Source organism: Flavivirga aquimarina, from assembly GCF_030540835.1.
In the GTDB taxonomy this organism is placed as follows: domain Bacteria; phylum Bacteroidota; class Bacteroidia; order Flavobacteriales; family Flavobacteriaceae; genus Flavivirga; species Flavivirga aquimarina.
In genome coordinates, this window is sequence record NZ_JAUOEK010000120.1 from 70,441 (window position 1) to 86,319 (window position 15,879).

The window sequence follows — 15,879 nt, forward strand, 5'->3', positions numbered from 1 at the left end:
TTCTATACAAAAAAAGGTTGTCTATTTTTTGGACAACCTTTTTATTTTACTTTTTTCATTTTAATCGCCATCGGCGTCTACGTAATCCACACTAATATTAAATGCCTGGAGCATATCTACTTTTAAAGATACCACTGCCAGTTGCAGGGCATCGTAAGCTTCTGTCATTTTAGTGTTATCAGTATTTATTTGCGAATTAAGATCGTCATTTAAAGCTTCTAGTTTTTGGCGGGCATCATTAAATCTGGTAGTAATCGTAGTCACCAAATCGTTTCGCTCTAAATTTTGCAAATAGGTTTTAAAACTTTCTCCTGTCGCACTGCTTGTATATGCCTTACCATTAAATAAATCCTGTACGGCATTTAAGGCTTCTAAAACTAATTCTTTTGAAAATGATTTACCATAAAATCCTTCTACTTTTTCGGGTAATGGGTCGGTAGAAAATACTCCTGCTGGAATGCCTATTTTATTAGCACGTAATCCTTTTTCGTAATAAAAAACATAATCATTTGTAAACTTATTTAAAGCACTTGTAGCTGTATTACCAGTTTGGCTTACAAAAGTATCTTTATAAGAACCTGTCCAATCGTTTAGAACTGTTTCTGTTAAGGATTTCATTTGGTTTATTACATCCGAAAGGTAATTTTTATAATTAGCCTCTGCAAATTTTGCCAAGATTGAAGTATCGTCATTTGCCACACCATAAAGCAAATAATCTACCGCCGGAAAACCAACAGCATCATTGTTATTAACACTTGTCAAATCGTAAGTTCCCGCAGATACATTGTTTTCAATATCAATTGTATTTGTTGGATATACGTTCATTTGAAACCCATATAGCAAGGCTTCTGCTTCACCTATGTTAAACATTTCTACATATTGCCATACTTTATAAGCTTCTAACCATGAAGCTCTCAGAGCATCTAAATTTGTTTGATCTGGCGTTGTTATAAATGTATCTTTATCCGACTCTAAAACTGAAAGTTTTGTGACTAAATCTTGAAATGCAGGAATAATGATATTGTTAGAGATGTTGGTCAATAAGGCTCCTCTATCAAAAGTATCTGTTTCTTCTGAAGGTTCATCATCTGAAGACGAAGAACCACAAGCCATCATAAAAGCAACGGCCGTTAACGTTAATAAAATCTTTCTTACTGTAAACATAAACTCTTGTTAAATATAATTTTGCAAAAATACTAAAAGTAGTTATTGTATCATGTAATACAATAACTACTTTTAAAAAAACTAAATTCTTTTACTATTTTTAGCTTCCGGCCTGTGCTGTCGTAAAGCTAAATTCAGCAGATATAGTATCTGATATAGTATCTAAAGTTTGGTCTGTTACATCCCAAAAACCATTTCCACTCATAAGTGTTGCTATAAAAGCATCTACTTCTGTCTTTGTAAAGTATGGTATATTTGTTCCTGGCTTTCTTGTAAACTGCAAACTGTAAACAAATCCAAAACCTTCGGATAAATCATGAAAGGCAGAAGCATTGTCTGTTCCTAAATTAGCCTTTCCTTGTTGTAAATAATACACAGCTCTAATACCTATAATTTCTGATATTTTTTCTCTAATAATTTCTGCTTGCTCATCTCTAACATCATAATTCTTGGCTACGATTGCCGCTCTACCTAACTTAAAAGCATTATATACATCGTCTGCTATTCCTGCAAAATCTGCATCTTCTTCCACTCTTGACAGGTATTTGTTTAAAAAACTATCTGCTCCCAACTGTGGTAATTCAGGATCAGCTTCATTGCCATATAAATACCCAAATGCTTCGTCCCATTTATGTTCCATAGTAGTGTAAGACTTACCATCCTCCAAAGTATCGGCATCATTATCTGTTACATTAGATCCTGCATCTAAAACAGAAGTACCTAAGTAATTGTTAAGCATTTGGTCAACCATTAAAGCACCGATCAAGGCCTTATTAATGGCTTGATTGTATTCTAGACCTTTGCCACTAATGTATCGTGTAGAACCGCCTCCGGCTTCTTGCAAATTACCCGCATTTCCCGCTGTAGCTGTAGTTCCCCAGTTTGGAAACACATCATTGACCTGAGCTTCTATCCAACCATCAAAGTCTGCTTTAATAGCATTGGCATCGGTTGTATTTGCAGAAAAATAATCTGTAGAAGCTGCCGTTTTACTTCTTATGCTTTTGTCTGAAGCATTTAAATCTGTATCAGAGAAGTCATTATTTCCTTCTTCATGCGCAAACATGCCATCTAAAGCTACTTCTGTTACGGTATTATCTATTAATGCAGATATTAACTCTTCTGCCATCTGAATTCTTGTAGTCTGACCGCTAAAAGATACTGTAGAAACTCCGTTTCTTTCAAAATTATAAGTAGCAGGAGCTACAACATTGTTTAGATTTGCATCATCATCATTAGAACATGATTGGAACAATGCCAATACAACTGAAAGGCTTAATACTATTTTTTTCATTTTCAATATTTATTTAGTAATTTTTATTTAGACTTGTTTTAAATAACATTCAATTTAAAAATGCAAATATAAAACTCATAATTTGTTATGCAAAGTTTATTTAGATTAAATTTAAATAAACTCTTAAAAAACAATTAATTAAACATCAAAAAATTAATGATAAAAATTAAAAACCTTTGAAGCTTCATTATAAGCACTCTCAAAACTAAGTGCATTTAAGCTATTGGTTTTATTAGAAGTAAAGTAGGATAATAGCTTTTCGGTAGGCATATTGCCTGTTAATTCATCTTTTGCCATAGGGCATCCTCCAAACCCTTGAATGGCTCCGTCAAAACGCCTACAACCAGACTTATAAGCAACATCGACCTTTTCGAACCATGTACTTGGTGTGGTATGTAAATGTGCTCCAAATTCAATATCTGGGTACATCGGGATTAAATTTGTAAAAAGATACTTAATGCTTTCTACATTCGAGCTTCCAATGGTATCGCTTAAAGATAAAATTTTTACGCCCATATTCGAAAGTTTTTCTGTCCACTCGCCTACAATATCAACATTCCAAGGATCACCATAGGGATTACCAAAGCCCATTGATATATAAACAACTACTTCCTTGCCAGACTTATCTGCAATTTCTAATATATCTGAAAGTGTTTCTACAGACTGTGCTATCGTTTTATGTGTATTACGCATTTGAAAGTTTTCTGAAATTGAAAACGGATAGCCTAAATAATCTATTTCGGGATGTTTGCTTGCATCTTCTGCTCCTCTTGTATTTGCAATAATGGCAAGTAACTTGCTAGTTGTTTTAGATAAATCTAGTTTTGATAATACCGCTGCAGTGTCAACCATTTGGGGAATAGCTTTAGGTGATACAAAACTTCCAAAATCAATCGTATCAAAACCAACACGAAGTAATGATTGGATATACTGTACTTTTTTCTCTGTTGGAATAAAGTCTTTAATACCCTGCATGGCATCTCGTGGACATTCAATAATCTTAACTTTGTTTTGCATCTAGTAAAAAAATGGAAGGATAAAAATACTATTATTTTGGTTAAGCTATTAGCAACGAAAAAAAGATTTTTTAATTAATGTGTAAGTTTTTTAATAATGAAACGACATTACAATTAACTTCTAATTAATCACATTATGAAAAAAACTACCCTCTTATTTATTAGTATACTTTTTACATACATGTTATCATTTAGTCAAAGTACAGCTAATTATACTATTGTTTTTGAAAGTATTTGGGAATCGGTTGCTATAAACTCTACTGAAGGTCAAAGCACTATTGCTTTACCTTCAAATGCACACTGGTCTCCATTGGCTGTAGTAACACATCAAACTCCAGATGTATTTTTAATGATGGGCGCAGCTGCCTCATCCGGAATTGAAGACATTGCCGAAACTGGTAGTACTAATGCTTTTGAGACTGAAGTCAATAATAATACAGATGCAGATAAGGTCATTATTGGTAGTGGTCTTGGTCTTGCTAAAGGCACGATCACTATAAATAACCTTGAGGTTAGCGAAGATTATCCTCTTATTACTTTAGCTTCTATGATTGCACCTAGCCCAGATTGGTTTATAGGCATTAATGGTGTAAGTCTAAGGTCTGGAAACAATATTATTAATAATGGGTGGAAAGATACTTTTAGCATGGATCTTTTTCCTTATGACGCCGGCACTGAAGATGGAAATGCTTATTCTGGAAGTAACCCCGATAGCGACCCTATAGATGTTATAACCAGTCGGTCTAATACAACTCCATTTAATGAAAAAAAAATAGGGACACTTACATTTACATATAATTCATCAACACTAAGTACCAGAACTGTAAATACGATTGAAGCTATAAAAATATCTCCAAACCCAACAATTAATGGAGTTATTACAATTTCAAATATTCAAAATATTGAATTAAGTTCAATAAAAGTTTATAACATATTGGGTAGCTTAGTTAAACAAATAGAAATTAAACAAAAATTAGCAAAACTAAGTGTAGATTTTTCAGACTTAAACAAAGGTATTTATCTATTAAACTTTAAAACAATTGATGATATAAATAGCTCTAAAAAGCTAGTAATCAACTAAAAATAACACATATAACTAAAAGATGACCGATAAAATTTACGCTTAAACGTTTTTATTATTCATCTTTTTCATTAAGGCATACTTTTGAAAAAATGTTTGCCCTAATGAATATTTTTATTACTAAACCAAAATTCTTATTTTTTTCGATATTCCTATCGACAGCATATTGCATCTCTGGACAGAACGAAGCAGAACCTAGCTGTGGCACTACCACATCTGCGGAATCTCTTGAATATATACATAGTATAAAACCTCAAATTAAAAAATACGAACAAGAGTTCGCTTTTAGCAAATCTGGTAAAAATAATACGCATAGAATTATTAATTCTATTCCTATTAAAGCTCATATTATTAGATCTTCTAATGGTTCAGGCGGACTTAGCACTTCTGATCTTTATAATGCTATTGAAAATCTTAACTCTATATATGCTGATGCCTTCATGGAATTTTTCTTATGTGATGACATTAACTATATAGATGATGATATACTTTGCCATTTTAAAAAAGGCAATGAAAGTGGTTTTAAGGAAAAAAACTATACATCTGGTTTGATAAATATTTATTTTATAAACTATGTGGAAAATACTTCTGAGGAAAGTATTTGTGGCTATAGCAATAATATTGGGAGAGATAATGACATTATTATTATGAAGAACAGTTGTGCAACTAACGGTTCTTCTTTGGCACACGAATTAGGTCACTTTTTCTCTTTAGTACACACTCATGGACCAGATAATGGTAATATGACAACTGAACTGGTAGATGGCAGCAATTGTGATACAGATGGTGATGGTATTTGCGATACACCTGCAGATCCTAAGCTTTCTAGCAACAATGTTAATAATTTTTGCGAGTTTACAGGAATAGAAACAGATGCAAACGGACATACATTTAATCCGGATACAGGAAATTTAATGTCTTATTCCAGAAAGTCATGCAGAAACCATTTCACATCTCAGCAATTGGCCAGAATGTATGCCTTTTATCAAACTACAAAAAATTATTTAGCTTGCTCATCATTTAATGCTAATTTTAGTGCAGATGTTAGTACCACCTGTGAAGAAACATTAACTGTGAATTTTAGTAACAACTGTGCTAATGTTACTAATTGGCAATGGGATGTAGACTCAGATGGCATTGTCGACTATACAAATCAAAACCCTTCTCATACTTATGACGCAGGTATCTATGATGTCACCCTTACTGTTTCCAATAAATCTAAAACGATAAAGAAAACGTTTTCAAAATTCATAAAAGTTGGTACAGAAATAGACCAAAAACAAGAAGATTTTGAAGGCTTTGAAATAGCAGGAGATAACGGTTGGACTGCCGTAGATGTTTCTAATAATGGTTATAACTGGTATTCTAATTCAGGAAAAACAACTTCAGGCAACGCTACGGGACCTTTAAACGATAATACTTCAGAAGGTGCCATAGGAACGTATATTTATGCAGAAGCTTCAGGAGTAAGTCCAGGAGATGTTGCAGAATTTATTTCACCATGTATTAATGTTACTACATCAAATACCAAACTGGAGTTTTCATATCATATGTTTGGTGGAAATATTGGAGAATTACACGTAGACATTGAAACAAATGATGGTTATATTAATGATGTCATCCCGGCACTCTATGGAAGTCAACACGCTAATCAAAGTGATCCGTTTTTAAAACAAAGTGTTAATTTATCTTCTTATGAAAATCAAACTATAAAAGTTCGTTTTAGAGCTATAAGAGGTGCTAGTTGGGATGGTGATATTGCTATTGATGATATAAGTATTAAGAGCATTGATGAAAACCAAGATACTTCCAATTCGTTAGCAAATACAAAAATTTATCCAAATCCAATTACAAGCACAACACTTTATATTAAAGCTATAAATTCTGAAGATGTTATAAATTATCAAATTGCTAATTTAGTTGGACAGGTATTCTTATCGGGAACGCTAAGAAATCAAAACCAGCCAATTGATGTGAGTAGTTTATCTTCGGGGACTTACTTCTTGACAATTAGTAGTGTAAATTCCAGAATCATTAAAAAGATTATCAAATAATTTTACGACTGTCTTTTAAGCAACGCTTTATTAATTTGTTTTATTAAGCTTGGGCCTTCGTAAATAAAACCAGTATAAATCTGTACTAAATCTGCCCCGGCATCTATTTTTTCAAGAGCATCTTTAGCAGAGTGAATACCTCCTACTCCAATTATAGGAAATGCTTTATTGCTTTTACTAGATAGATATGCAATAACTCTAGTACTTTTATCCTTTATAGGTTGCCCACTTAAACCTCCATGACCTATATTTTCAAGTAACTCGCTTGAAGCCTTTAAACCACTTCTGTCCATAGATGTATTACTTGCAATAACACCATCCAGCTTTGTGGTAGCAACAAGGTCTACAATTTCGTCTAACTGTCCGTCGTTTAAATCGGGTGCAATTTTTAGAAGAATCGGTTTTGCGTTTTCAAATGTTGCATTTGCTGTTTGTACAGCTCCTATTAATTCTTCTAAATAATCTTTATCATTTAATTTAGCATGACTCCCTACATTTGGACAACTTACATTAAGCACAAAATAATCAACATACGGATGTAATGCATTAAAGCACTCTAAATAATCTTTGGTGTAATCTTCTGGTTTTGTATTGGTATTTTTTCCAATGTTACCACCTACAATCAATTTACCTTTATTCCTTTTTAATTGTAAAATAGCTGCTTCTAACCCTTCATTATTAAACCCCATTCGGTTAATAATCCCCTTATCATCTTTTAATCTAAATAACCTTTTCTTAGGGTTACCGGCTTGGCCTCTAGGAGTTACCGTACCTATTTCAATAAAGCCAAAACCAAAATTTGCCAGCTCGTTGTACAACACGGCATTTTTATCAAAACCAGCCGCTAAACCTACCGGATTTTTAAATGTCAATCCAAATAAGCTCCGTTCTAAACGCACATCTTCAATGACGTATAAACTTCTTAAAACAGGTCCAATTCCAGGAATTTTAGATATAAATTTTATTAACGAAAATGTGAAATGATGAATCTTTTCAGGATCGAATAAAAAAAATAGAGGTCGAAGTAATAATTTGTACATTCGGTGTTATTTATGCAAAAGTACTTCTAAATAAAAAATTGAACAATTCAAAAGCAAAAAAAATTAATAATCGTATTTTTAAACCCATAATAGTCATTAGGTTATTTCACTCAATCCGTATTAAATTCTATTTAAAATGATCTCAAAAGAAAACATCATAAAACGATTTATAAGTTACGTTACTATCGATACAGAATCCGATCCGGCATCAAACACAACACCTAGCACAAAAAAGCAGTGGAATTTGGCTAATAAACTAGCCGAAGAGCTTAAAGCTATTGGGATGCATGATGTTACTATTGATGATAATGCATACATTATGGCCACACTACCAAGTAATGTAGACCACGATGTTCCTACTATTGGGTTTATTTCGCATTTTGATACCTCTCCGGATTTTACAGGAGCAAACGTAAATCCACAAATCATTGAAAACTATGATGGACAAGATATTGTTTTAAATGCTTCTGAAAACATTATATTATCTCCAGATTATTTCGATGATTTATTACTCTATGTAGGCCAAACTTTAATAACAACAGATGGCACCACACTTTTAGGTGCCGATGATAAGGCTGGAATTTGTGAAATTATTTCGGCCATGGAATATTTAATAAATCACCCGGAAATCAAGCACGGGAAAATCAGGGTTGGTTTTACTCCCGATGAAGAAATAGGTAGAGGTGCACATAAATTCAATGTCGAAAAATTTGATGCAGATTGGGCTTATACTATGGACGGAAGTCAAATAGGTGAGTTGGAATACGAAAACTTTAACGCAGCAAGTGCTGTAGTAAAAGTAAAAGGCAAAATTGTACATCCAGGGTATGCAAAAGGTAAAATGATAAACTCTATGTATATCGCGCAAGAATTTATTAATTCCTTACCACGACTGGAAACTCCAGAACACACACATGGGTATCAAGGATTTTTTCATTTACATAATATAAAAGGAGATGTTGAAGAAACTGTTTTAGAATACATTATTCGCGATCATGATAAAGGCCATTTTGAAGCTCGTAAAGAAGTCATGCAAAAGCTAACTAACGAGTTAAACTCACAATACAGTAGAGAAATTATTACTACCGAGATTAAAGACCAATATTACAATATGAAAGAAAAGATAGAACCAGTAATGCATATTGTCGATATTGTCGAAAAAGCTATGATACAACTTGGTATAGAACCGCTTATTAAAGCCATTCGCGGAGGTACAGATGGTTCGCAATTAAGCTATATGGGGCTGCCATGTCCTAATATATTTGCTGGTGGCCATAATTTTCATGGACGTTATGAGTATGTACCTGTTGAAAGTATGATTAAGGCAACCGAAGTGATTTGTAAAATTGCAGAGTTAACGGCTTCAGAGAAGTAAGTATTTATAGTTGAAAAGCCTATAAAAGAGGAATCACTTGAGGGTATTATTGGAAACAAAATTAAAAATAAATTAACCCTAATACGAGTTAAAAAGGACAGAGCATATTTCAATATAAAAAGAATAGTTAATTTGAATAAAGAAAATATACTTAAGAACATAATTAATCTAAATATCAAATCTGAAGGCAAATTAGAGGTTGACATAGGAGGTAATTATATAAAAAAAATGTTCTTAGAGTCTTATTTTAGTTATGATGAGATTCTATATGAAAATAATATTATAAGATTCAATCAAAAACTTACTTTAGAGATAAATGCAATAATGCAATAAGACTTCTTTAAGACCTAATAATGAAAAAATGAACAAAGATGTATAGCTAATATACATCCTGCTAAAGTATCTAGAGATCATTACAGTAGTTTTTTAATATTCCTGGGAAATAGAAAAGAATTATAAATTCTTTTTTTAATGCAACGTTTTATAACTTCAGAACGCCAAGATGCTTATCGTAAATTATCAAAATTTTATTAAATAAAATGCAATAGATTTAAAAAGTATCGTCTTTTTAATCAAAGACCCGCTTTAAACGGTTTTAAATGAATTCAGAATCAGAAAACAGTAAAAAGCTTAATGATTTTTTTGGTAGTGAATATCGATCTCTAAAGATTTATGTTACTAACCGAATAAAGGACACTTCTAGCCGAAGTGCCGAGGATATTATTCAAGATGTAGCCTTGAAATTATTCTCTGGAGCAGATAGATATGCTCCTATTAATAATGTAGCTGGTTTTGTTTATAGATCAATTAAAAACAGAATAATTGATATTATGCGAACCACTAAAAAAACAGAGCAAATAGAAATTAATAGTGAGCTTTTAGATTTAGCAGAAATGATGCATCAATCTACAGATAATTACATGCTGGAAGAAATGATTCCTGTTTTAAAGTTTCATATTAAACAGCTTAAACCAGAATATAGAAATATTATTATAGCAGTAGATTTTGAAGGCTATTCATATAAAGAAATTTCTAAAGAAACTGGAATTCCAGAAGGAACACTAATGTCCCGAAGGCATAGAGCTATAGGGATACTGTATAAAAAATTAGGATCAGAAATAAATAAAATATAAAATTAACATATTATGAAAAATTTTTTCACTCATAAATTCAGAAAAAAATCTCCGATAGAAATTGCGGGAATAATCATCTTTGGTGCCATTGCCATAACTGGTTTAGCCATTTTGTTTGGCTTTGTAATTATGTGGTTGTGGAATTGGCTCATGCCAGAAATTTTCGGACTAACCACTCTAAGCTATTGGCAAGCAGTAGGACTGTTTATTTTACTAAAATTATTACTTGGAGGGTGCGGCGGAGGCAGCAAAAAATCGTCTAAAAACTCACATTCAAAATGTGATGACGATTCTTCAAAAAGCGATTTTTCAAAATGGAAACACTACGACAAATTTTGGGAAGAAGAAGGTGATGAACTTTACAAACAATATCTTGAACGAAAAGCAAATAAAACTCAAGTAAACGAATCAAAATCGGAACCGGAATAACATTACATTTTTATTATCTTTCAAAGTATTCTATTATGAATCTATTATTATTTCAAACAGATATTAAATCAAAGAAAAAAGTAAAGTCTATAAAACCCGTACTTAATAAACATTCCGACATTTTAAAATGGTCTATAGACCTTGAAGATATTGACAATGTACTCAGAATTGAAGCAACAAATAATATAACAGAAAGTGATGTTATAAATATGGTTAGAATACACGGTTTTTACATTAAAATATTAACAGATTAGAGTATTAAGCACCTTTTTATTCTTAAGATTACAAAACACCAAAATGAATTTAGTATGGTAAAACGAAAATTTGTAAATTAAATATCTAAAACATTACATTTACATCATATAAAAAATGATACTATGAATCCGTCTGCCCAAGGTTGGATAAAAAAATTACTAAAGGAGATTGATAAAAAGGATGCTGTCTTTAGTCTTAGTGAAGAAGCATTTTATAATGCTTTAAGAAATTGTGGTTTTATATATGGAAGCAATTTGGATATCGTTGGAGGTATTATTGATAAAAAAGACCTTACCGAAGAGGAACTTTGTAAAACAAATTTGTTTTTAACATTATTGTACACCCACAAAAAGTCAAAATCAAATGCTCCTTTTATTGATAGTATTATAAATTTTTATACAGACATTAATGAGCTTAAAATGTCTTTTTTTCGAGAATTATTAGGTGGTAAAAAATCTAGAGAACAACTTGAAAAAATAATACATAAACGAGTACAGATAGACGCCAACGTACTTACTAAAAACTTTAATTATTTTATTATAAATGCCTTGCTTTTTATTGATGTTCTTGCTTATAAAGAGTTTTTAAAAAACAACACTATTTCAATTGATTATATAAAAAACATAGAAGCTGCTATAGAGACTATTTCTTTAGATGTTTTAAACTCAAAAATCACAAAAAATCAATATGATGAAAGTTTAATAAAACTCTTTGAATCTTCACTTCGATTTAAAAATAATAGTCATGTAAATTATAAAAAAGCTGTTGAAATTATAAAAAACAAACAAGAGACATACTATGTTTTAGATTTAGCTTGTATGGCTACTTGGGGCGATAGAATGATAGATGATAACGAACAAAAATTTTTAATTCAGTTAGGTACCGACCTTAATATTCAGACATCGCGTATTAATGAATCTATTGCTACTATAAACCATTTTTATATTACTAACAAAGACAATATAGCACTTTTAAGTTCCAAAAATATTGTACAGAGTTTTTACGATAACTCTAGTAAAATGGTAAATAAATTAATTACAAGAAACAGTAAACGCTTGTATCAAGAGCTAAAAGACAGCAAAGAACTTATGATTTTGTTATCGCAATCTACAGTTCGGGATTTAAGTAACGAAGAACAAAAAAAAGTACAAGAACAGTTGCTAGATATTTTTAAATCCATCCCGAGTCTTGCTATATTTATACTTCCCGGTGGTGCATTACTACTTCCTTTAGTCGTTAAGTTTATTCCCAAACTGTTACCTTCTGCCTTTGATGACAATAGGATAGATGATTAATTATGAAAAAACAACTTCACACCTATTTAAATCGTTATGCCCCTTTTTCTGATAAAGACATCAATTTATTTTACAATTACCTTACACCGCAAACATTTCGAAAAAAAGAATTTATATTAAAAGAAGGAGAAATATGTAAAATTAAATTCTTCATTATTAAAGGGCTAACACGTACATTTAAAATTAACGATAAAGGCAACGAAAACATCATTCATTTTGGTATAGAAAATTGGTGGGTAACCAACATGGAAAGCTTTATTACTGAACAACCATCTAAGATATATATTCAGGCTCTTGAAGAAACCACTATACTTACTATTAGTAAGGCTAATTTAGAAAAAGCTTATACAGACATCCCAAAATTGGAAAGGGTATTTAGGATTATTACCGAAAATATGCTTATTGCCATTGAACGCAAAAATGAACATTACATTAAAATGGCTAGTAAAGAACGGTATCTCATGTTTATAAACGAACTTAGGTCATTTTCTCAACGTGTTCCGCAATATATGATAGCCTCATATCTTGATATTACACCCGAATATTTGAGTGAACTTCGAAAAAATAAATAAGATTCATTTCTTAAGACATCTTAATATTTACAGATTCCCTCTATCATAACTTTGTATTCATAATACAAACAATATATAATTATGGAACGAATTTCTTATACCGATATTCCAGAAGGAATGTTTGAAAACTTAAGAGCTATAGAAGACTCAATAACCAATTCATCGTTAAACAATAAGCTTGTAGGACTTGTTAAACTTAGAGTTTCTCAAAAAAATGGCTGTGCTTATTGCGTAGACATGCATTATAAAGAGCTAAAACATGCAGGCGAAACAGAACTGCGCTTGTCATCCCTATGTGTATGGGAAGAAACACCTTATTTTTCAGATGAGGAACGAACTGTATTGAAATTTGCAGAGACACTTACAAAATTAAGTAGCGCCCCCATACCTGAAGAAGATTACTCACCTTTATTAGATCATTTTAATAAAAATGATATATGCTATTTAACATTAACAATAACACAAATAAATACATGGAACAGATTAATGAAAGTGTTTCAATTCACTCCCGGGAATTATAAAGTGGAACACTAACTATAAGTTAAAAACAGTTTCACTATCCGTTTATTAATAGGTTTTAAAACAAAATTTCCTGTTAAGCTAAACAGGGATTTACAAGTATTTTTCTATTATCCGACATTTGGCTTCTCAAATTTTTGGTTTAAGCCTTTTGAAAAAATAATACATCAATGACAATCTTATTTTAAAGAAAAAACATACAAAACAAGTTTTCTCAAGTATATGATCTCGAAAAAAAGGTGAATTCTATTATATTTCCGTTAGATTTACAAATAACTATAACATGTAAAGGGAAAGCATAAATGAATTCGTACACTCTAACCGAAATTAATAATATTTTAAAAGGTGAATTAATAGGACATACAACACAATCTATTAATGGACCGGAACAATTACAAAATGCCAGTATTAATCATATAACCTTTATTGGAAGCTCAAAATATATTAAACTCTGGGCAGACTCTAAAGCCAGTGCAGCTATAGTAAATGATAATTTAGAAGTAGAACCGGGAAAAAATCGCGCATTAATTAAAGTAAAAAATGCCGATTTAGCTATGGCTAAAATTTTAGAACTATTTAATCCACCTGCTCCAGAATTCGATACAGATATTCATCCTACAGCAGTTATTCATGAAACTGCAAAAATTGGAGATGGCTGTAAAATTGGAGCCAATTGCTACGTTGGTAAAAATGTAGAATTGGGTAGCGGTGTTATTTTATATCCAAATGTCTGTGTTTTTGACGAAACAACAATTGGTAATAATACCATTGCCTGGTCTGGAACAATTATTCGAGAACGCTGTATTATTGGCAGTCATTGTATTTTTCATACCAATGTAAGCATAGGTGCAGATGGTTTTGGATACCGCCCAAGTGATGATGGACGCGGGCTTGTTAAAATACCACAAATTGGTAATGTTATTATTGGACATTATGTTGAAATTGGCGCTAATTCTTGTGTAGACCGTGCTAAATTTAGCTCTACTATTATTGGCGATGGCTGTAAAATAGATAACCTAGTGCAAATAGCGCATAATAGTGTTATGGGACGCTTTTGTATTATGGCTGGACATAGTGGGCTTGCAGGTTCTGTTACTTTAGGCGATGGCGTTATTATAGGTGGAAGCGCCTCCATTAAGGATCATACTATTATAGAGTCGGGTGCGACAGTAGGTGCTGGTTCTGGCGTAATGAACAATGTAAAAGCTGGAGAAACTGTTTTAGGGTATCCTGCGCAAGATGCCAGAGATATGCTAAAGCAATGGGTTGCGATGCGAAGGCTAGCTAAAAAGTAGTTTTTTATACAGTTGCTCCGCGTAATTTAAAACCTTCAATTAATTCTCAGAATATTGAATGCTTAACTTATTTCTCTTCAAAATGGTCTATTTACTTGTTAAGTTTAAGGCTTTATTTGGAAACTGGTATTAGAACTCCGTATCCAAATGAAACCAAATTATATTATGGAGATTAATAGTATGACACTAAAAATGCCTACTCTAACCAAGCCTTAAAGTCCTTAACACGTTCTCGGGCTACAATAACCTCTTGTTCGTTATACGCTTTTAGTTTTATTTGTAAACGCGAATTCGTATAACTTACCATATCTTTTATGGCATTAATATTTACAAAGAATTTTCGGTTAACACGAAAAAAAGTCTGTGGCTCTAATTCGTTTTCCAAATGTTCCAATGTGGTGTCCAAAAGATAATTTCTACCTTCGGTAGTGTATAAATACGTGCCTTTATTTTCACTGTAAAAACACTCAATATCATCAATATTAATAAGTTTTAAATGCTGACCTACTTTTACCGAGAAACGTTTTTTATAGTCACGATCTATTGGGTTTACTAAAAGCTTTTTAATATCGTTAAAATCTAAAGTTACAGCCTGTTTCTGCGGTGTTCGTTCTTGATACTTTTTAACTGCAATAGCTAAATCGTCTTCATCAATAGGTTTTAGCAAGTAATCTATACTATTCAATTTAAAAGCCTGTAAGGCATACTCATCATAGGCTGTAGTGAAAATAACAGCACTTTTAATCTCAATAGATTCGAAAATTTCGAATGACAGTCCATCACTTAATTGAATATCAAGAAAAATTAAATCGGGATGCCTATTATTTTGAAACCATTGTATAGAATCTTCAACAGAATGCAACATAATCTTGACCTCTATATTTAAGGTATTTAACATACGTTGTAAACGTCTTGCTGATGGTTTCTCATCTTCGATAATGATTACATTCATTTCTTTCCTATTTATTATTGCATTAATAATGTCGTTTTTCGATCAATCTTATAATAAACTTATCTTATTTTACTCCCAACGTTTTTTATCTTTATCCATAAACTCATTAATCTTGCGTTCTTCCCATGCCTTTCCAAAAAACAGATTTTTACCAAACACACCTATAGCATGAAAGCCTAAACCAATACCCCAAAAAAGCGGTGTAGAAAATGTTCCTAAGTGCCAGATATCGCCATCGGAATTTGAAGCAATCATAATGAAAATAAATATATTTACTACCACATACCAGAACAGATGCCAATAAAAACCTTTAATTTCTTTTAGCCTTTTTTGAGCCCTTAAATAAGCTTTTTCTTTTTTATACTCGCTAGAAGAATATTTATAATCTTGTTCCATTTTTATTTA

At 31.8% G+C, this 15,879-nt stretch carries 16 protein-coding genes; 10 read left to right on the plus strand and 6 right to left on the minus strand.

Annotated elements, in window-relative coordinates; all coding sequences use genetic code 11:
* Positions 1 to 60: 60 nt before the first annotated feature.
* The 3 genes from Q4Q35_RS11610 to Q4Q35_RS11620 form a co-directional block, all read right to left on the minus strand.
* Positions 61 to 1,164 carry an imelysin family protein gene (locus tag Q4Q35_RS11610; protein WP_303278140.1) on the minus strand — a complete coding sequence of 368 codons (1,104 nt, stop codon included), beginning with the start codon at positions 1,162 to 1,164 and terminating at the stop codon, positions 61 to 63.
* Positions 1,165 to 1,264: 100 nt separating this feature from the next.
* The gene (locus Q4Q35_RS11615; RefSeq protein ID WP_303278141.1) at positions 1,265 to 2,458 is read right to left on the minus strand and encodes a DUF4856 domain-containing protein; all 1,194 of its coding nucleotides are present in this window, start codon (positions 2,456 to 2,458) and stop codon (positions 1,265 to 1,267) included.
* A 153-nt stretch (positions 2,459 to 2,611) separates the two neighbouring features.
* Positions 2,612 to 3,475: a hydroxymethylglutaryl-CoA lyase gene (locus Q4Q35_RS11620; protein ID WP_303278142.1), complete on the minus strand. Its 864-nt coding sequence runs from the start codon at positions 3,473 to 3,475 to the stop codon at positions 2,612 to 2,614.
* A gap of 135 nt (positions 3,476 to 3,610) precedes the next feature.
* Here Q4Q35_RS11620 and Q4Q35_RS11625 point away from each other — a divergent pair, with 135 nt between their 5' ends.
* Entirely contained in the window at positions 3,611 to 4,555 is a 945-nt protein-coding gene (locus Q4Q35_RS11625; protein WP_303278143.1) for a T9SS type A sorting domain-containing protein, read from the plus strand.
* 104 nt (positions 4,556 to 4,659) lie between these two features.
* A complete protein-coding gene (locus Q4Q35_RS11630) occupies positions 4,660 to 6,609 on the plus strand; it encodes a T9SS-dependent choice-of-anchor J family protein (RefSeq protein WP_303278144.1) in 1,950 nt (649 codons plus the stop codon).
* Between the two features lie 2 nt (positions 6,610 to 6,611).
* On the opposite strand, the gene Q4Q35_RS11635 is transcribed toward Q4Q35_RS11630, so the two are convergent.
* A complete protein-coding gene (locus Q4Q35_RS11635) occupies positions 6,612 to 7,649 on the minus strand; it encodes a quinone-dependent dihydroorotate dehydrogenase (protein WP_303278145.1) in 1,038 nt (345 codons plus the stop codon).
* Positions 7,650 to 7,785: 136 nt separating this feature from the next.
* On the opposite strand from Q4Q35_RS11635, the gene pepT reads away from it, so the two are divergent.
* The 8 genes from pepT (at position 7,786) to lpxD (ending at position 14,522) form a co-directional block, all read left to right on the plus strand.
* Positions 7,786 to 9,024, plus strand: a complete 1,239-nt coding sequence (gene pepT, locus Q4Q35_RS11640) for a peptidase T (RefSeq protein WP_303278146.1) — start codon at positions 7,786 to 7,788, stop codon at positions 9,022 to 9,024.
* Positions 9,025 to 9,623: 599 nt separating this feature from the next.
* Positions 9,624 to 10,157 carry an RNA polymerase sigma factor gene (locus Q4Q35_RS11645; RefSeq protein WP_303278147.1) on the plus strand — a complete coding sequence of 178 codons (534 nt, stop codon included), beginning with the start codon at positions 9,624 to 9,626 and terminating at the stop codon, positions 10,155 to 10,157.
* A 12-nt stretch (positions 10,158 to 10,169) separates the two neighbouring features.
* Positions 10,170 to 10,586: a hypothetical protein gene (locus Q4Q35_RS11650; protein ID WP_303278148.1), complete on the plus strand. Its 417-nt coding sequence runs from the start codon at positions 10,170 to 10,172 to the stop codon at positions 10,584 to 10,586.
* Positions 10,587 to 10,621: 35 nt separating this feature from the next.
* Positions 10,622 to 10,840 carry a hypothetical protein gene (locus Q4Q35_RS11655; RefSeq protein ID WP_303278149.1) on the plus strand — a complete coding sequence of 73 codons (219 nt, stop codon included), beginning with the start codon at positions 10,622 to 10,624 and terminating at the stop codon, positions 10,838 to 10,840.
* A gap of 123 nt (positions 10,841 to 10,963) precedes the next feature.
* Entirely contained in the window at positions 10,964 to 12,136 is a 1,173-nt protein-coding gene (locus Q4Q35_RS11660; RefSeq protein WP_303278150.1) for an LETM1-related biofilm-associated protein, read from the plus strand.
* Between the two features lie 2 nt (positions 12,137 to 12,138).
* The gene (locus Q4Q35_RS11665) at positions 12,139 to 12,708 is read left to right on the plus strand and encodes a Crp/Fnr family transcriptional regulator (protein ID WP_303278151.1); all 570 of its coding nucleotides are present in this window, start codon (positions 12,139 to 12,141) and stop codon (positions 12,706 to 12,708) included.
* Between the two features lie 81 nt (positions 12,709 to 12,789).
* Positions 12,790 to 13,242: a carboxymuconolactone decarboxylase family protein gene (locus Q4Q35_RS11670; protein ID WP_303278152.1), complete on the plus strand. Its 453-nt coding sequence runs from the start codon at positions 12,790 to 12,792 to the stop codon at positions 13,240 to 13,242.
* A gap of 287 nt (positions 13,243 to 13,529) precedes the next feature.
* Positions 13,530 to 14,522 (plus strand): UDP-3-O-(3-hydroxymyristoyl)glucosamine N-acyltransferase, encoded by a 993-nt coding sequence (lpxD, locus tag Q4Q35_RS11675; RefSeq protein ID WP_303278153.1) that lies wholly within the window; start codon positions 13,530 to 13,532, stop codon positions 14,520 to 14,522.
* Positions 14,523 to 14,718: 196 nt separating this feature from the next.
* On the opposite strand, the gene Q4Q35_RS11680 is transcribed toward lpxD, so the two are convergent.
* Both Q4Q35_RS11680 and Q4Q35_RS11685 read right to left on the minus strand, forming a co-directional pair.
* Positions 14,719 to 15,474 carry a LytR/AlgR family response regulator transcription factor gene (locus Q4Q35_RS11680; protein ID WP_303278154.1) on the minus strand — a complete coding sequence of 252 codons (756 nt, stop codon included), beginning with the start codon at positions 15,472 to 15,474 and terminating at the stop codon, positions 14,719 to 14,721.
* Between the two features lie 69 nt (positions 15,475 to 15,543).
* The gene (locus Q4Q35_RS11685) at positions 15,544 to 15,870 is read right to left on the minus strand and encodes a 2TM domain-containing protein (RefSeq protein WP_303278155.1); all 327 of its coding nucleotides are present in this window, start codon (positions 15,868 to 15,870) and stop codon (positions 15,544 to 15,546) included.
* Positions 15,871 to 15,879: the final 9 nt, after the last annotated feature.

Bases quoted from the DNA above. Each gene is read 5' to 3' on its own strand.
- Q4Q35_RS11610 (WP_303278140.1), bottom strand. From the start codon at position 1,164: ATGTTTACAGTAAGAAAGATTTTATTAACGTTAACGGCCGTTGCTTTT.
- Q4Q35_RS11615 (WP_303278141.1), bottom strand. From the start codon at position 2,458: ATGAAAAAAATAGTATTAAGCCTTTCAGTTGTATTGGCATTGTTCCAA.
- Q4Q35_RS11620 (WP_303278142.1), bottom strand. From the start codon at position 3,475: ATGCAAAACAAAGTTAAGATTATTGAATGTCCACGAGATGCCATGCAG.
- Q4Q35_RS11625 (WP_303278143.1), top strand. From the start codon at position 3,611: ATGAAAAAAACTACCCTCTTATTTATTAGTATACTTTTTACATACATG.
- Q4Q35_RS11630 (WP_303278144.1), top strand. From the start codon at position 4,660: ATGAATATTTTTATTACTAAACCAAAATTCTTATTTTTTTCGATATTC.
- Q4Q35_RS11635 (WP_303278145.1), bottom strand. From the start codon at position 7,649: ATGTACAAATTATTACTTCGACCTCTATTTTTTTTATTCGATCCTGAA.
- pepT (WP_303278146.1), top strand. From the start codon at position 7,786: ATGATCTCAAAAGAAAACATCATAAAACGATTTATAAGTTACGTTACT.
- Q4Q35_RS11645 (WP_303278147.1), top strand. From the start codon at position 9,624: ATGAATTCAGAATCAGAAAACAGTAAAAAGCTTAATGATTTTTTTGGT.
- Q4Q35_RS11650 (WP_303278148.1), top strand. From the start codon at position 10,170: ATGAAAAATTTTTTCACTCATAAATTCAGAAAAAAATCTCCGATAGAA.
- Q4Q35_RS11655 (WP_303278149.1), top strand. From the start codon at position 10,622: ATGAATCTATTATTATTTCAAACAGATATTAAATCAAAGAAAAAAGTA.
- Q4Q35_RS11660 (WP_303278150.1), top strand. From the start codon at position 10,964: ATGAATCCGTCTGCCCAAGGTTGGATAAAAAAATTACTAAAGGAGATT.
- Q4Q35_RS11665 (WP_303278151.1), top strand. From the start codon at position 12,139: ATGAAAAAACAACTTCACACCTATTTAAATCGTTATGCCCCTTTTTCT.
- Q4Q35_RS11670 (WP_303278152.1), top strand. From the start codon at position 12,790: ATGGAACGAATTTCTTATACCGATATTCCAGAAGGAATGTTTGAAAAC.
- lpxD (WP_303278153.1), top strand. From the start codon at position 13,530: ATGAATTCGTACACTCTAACCGAAATTAATAATATTTTAAAAGGTGAA.
- Q4Q35_RS11680 (WP_303278154.1), bottom strand. From the start codon at position 15,474: ATGAATGTAATCATTATCGAAGATGAGAAACCATCAGCAAGACGTTTA.
- Q4Q35_RS11685 (WP_303278155.1), bottom strand. From the start codon at position 15,870: ATGGAACAAGATTATAAATATTCTTCTAGCGAGTATAAAAAAGAAAAA.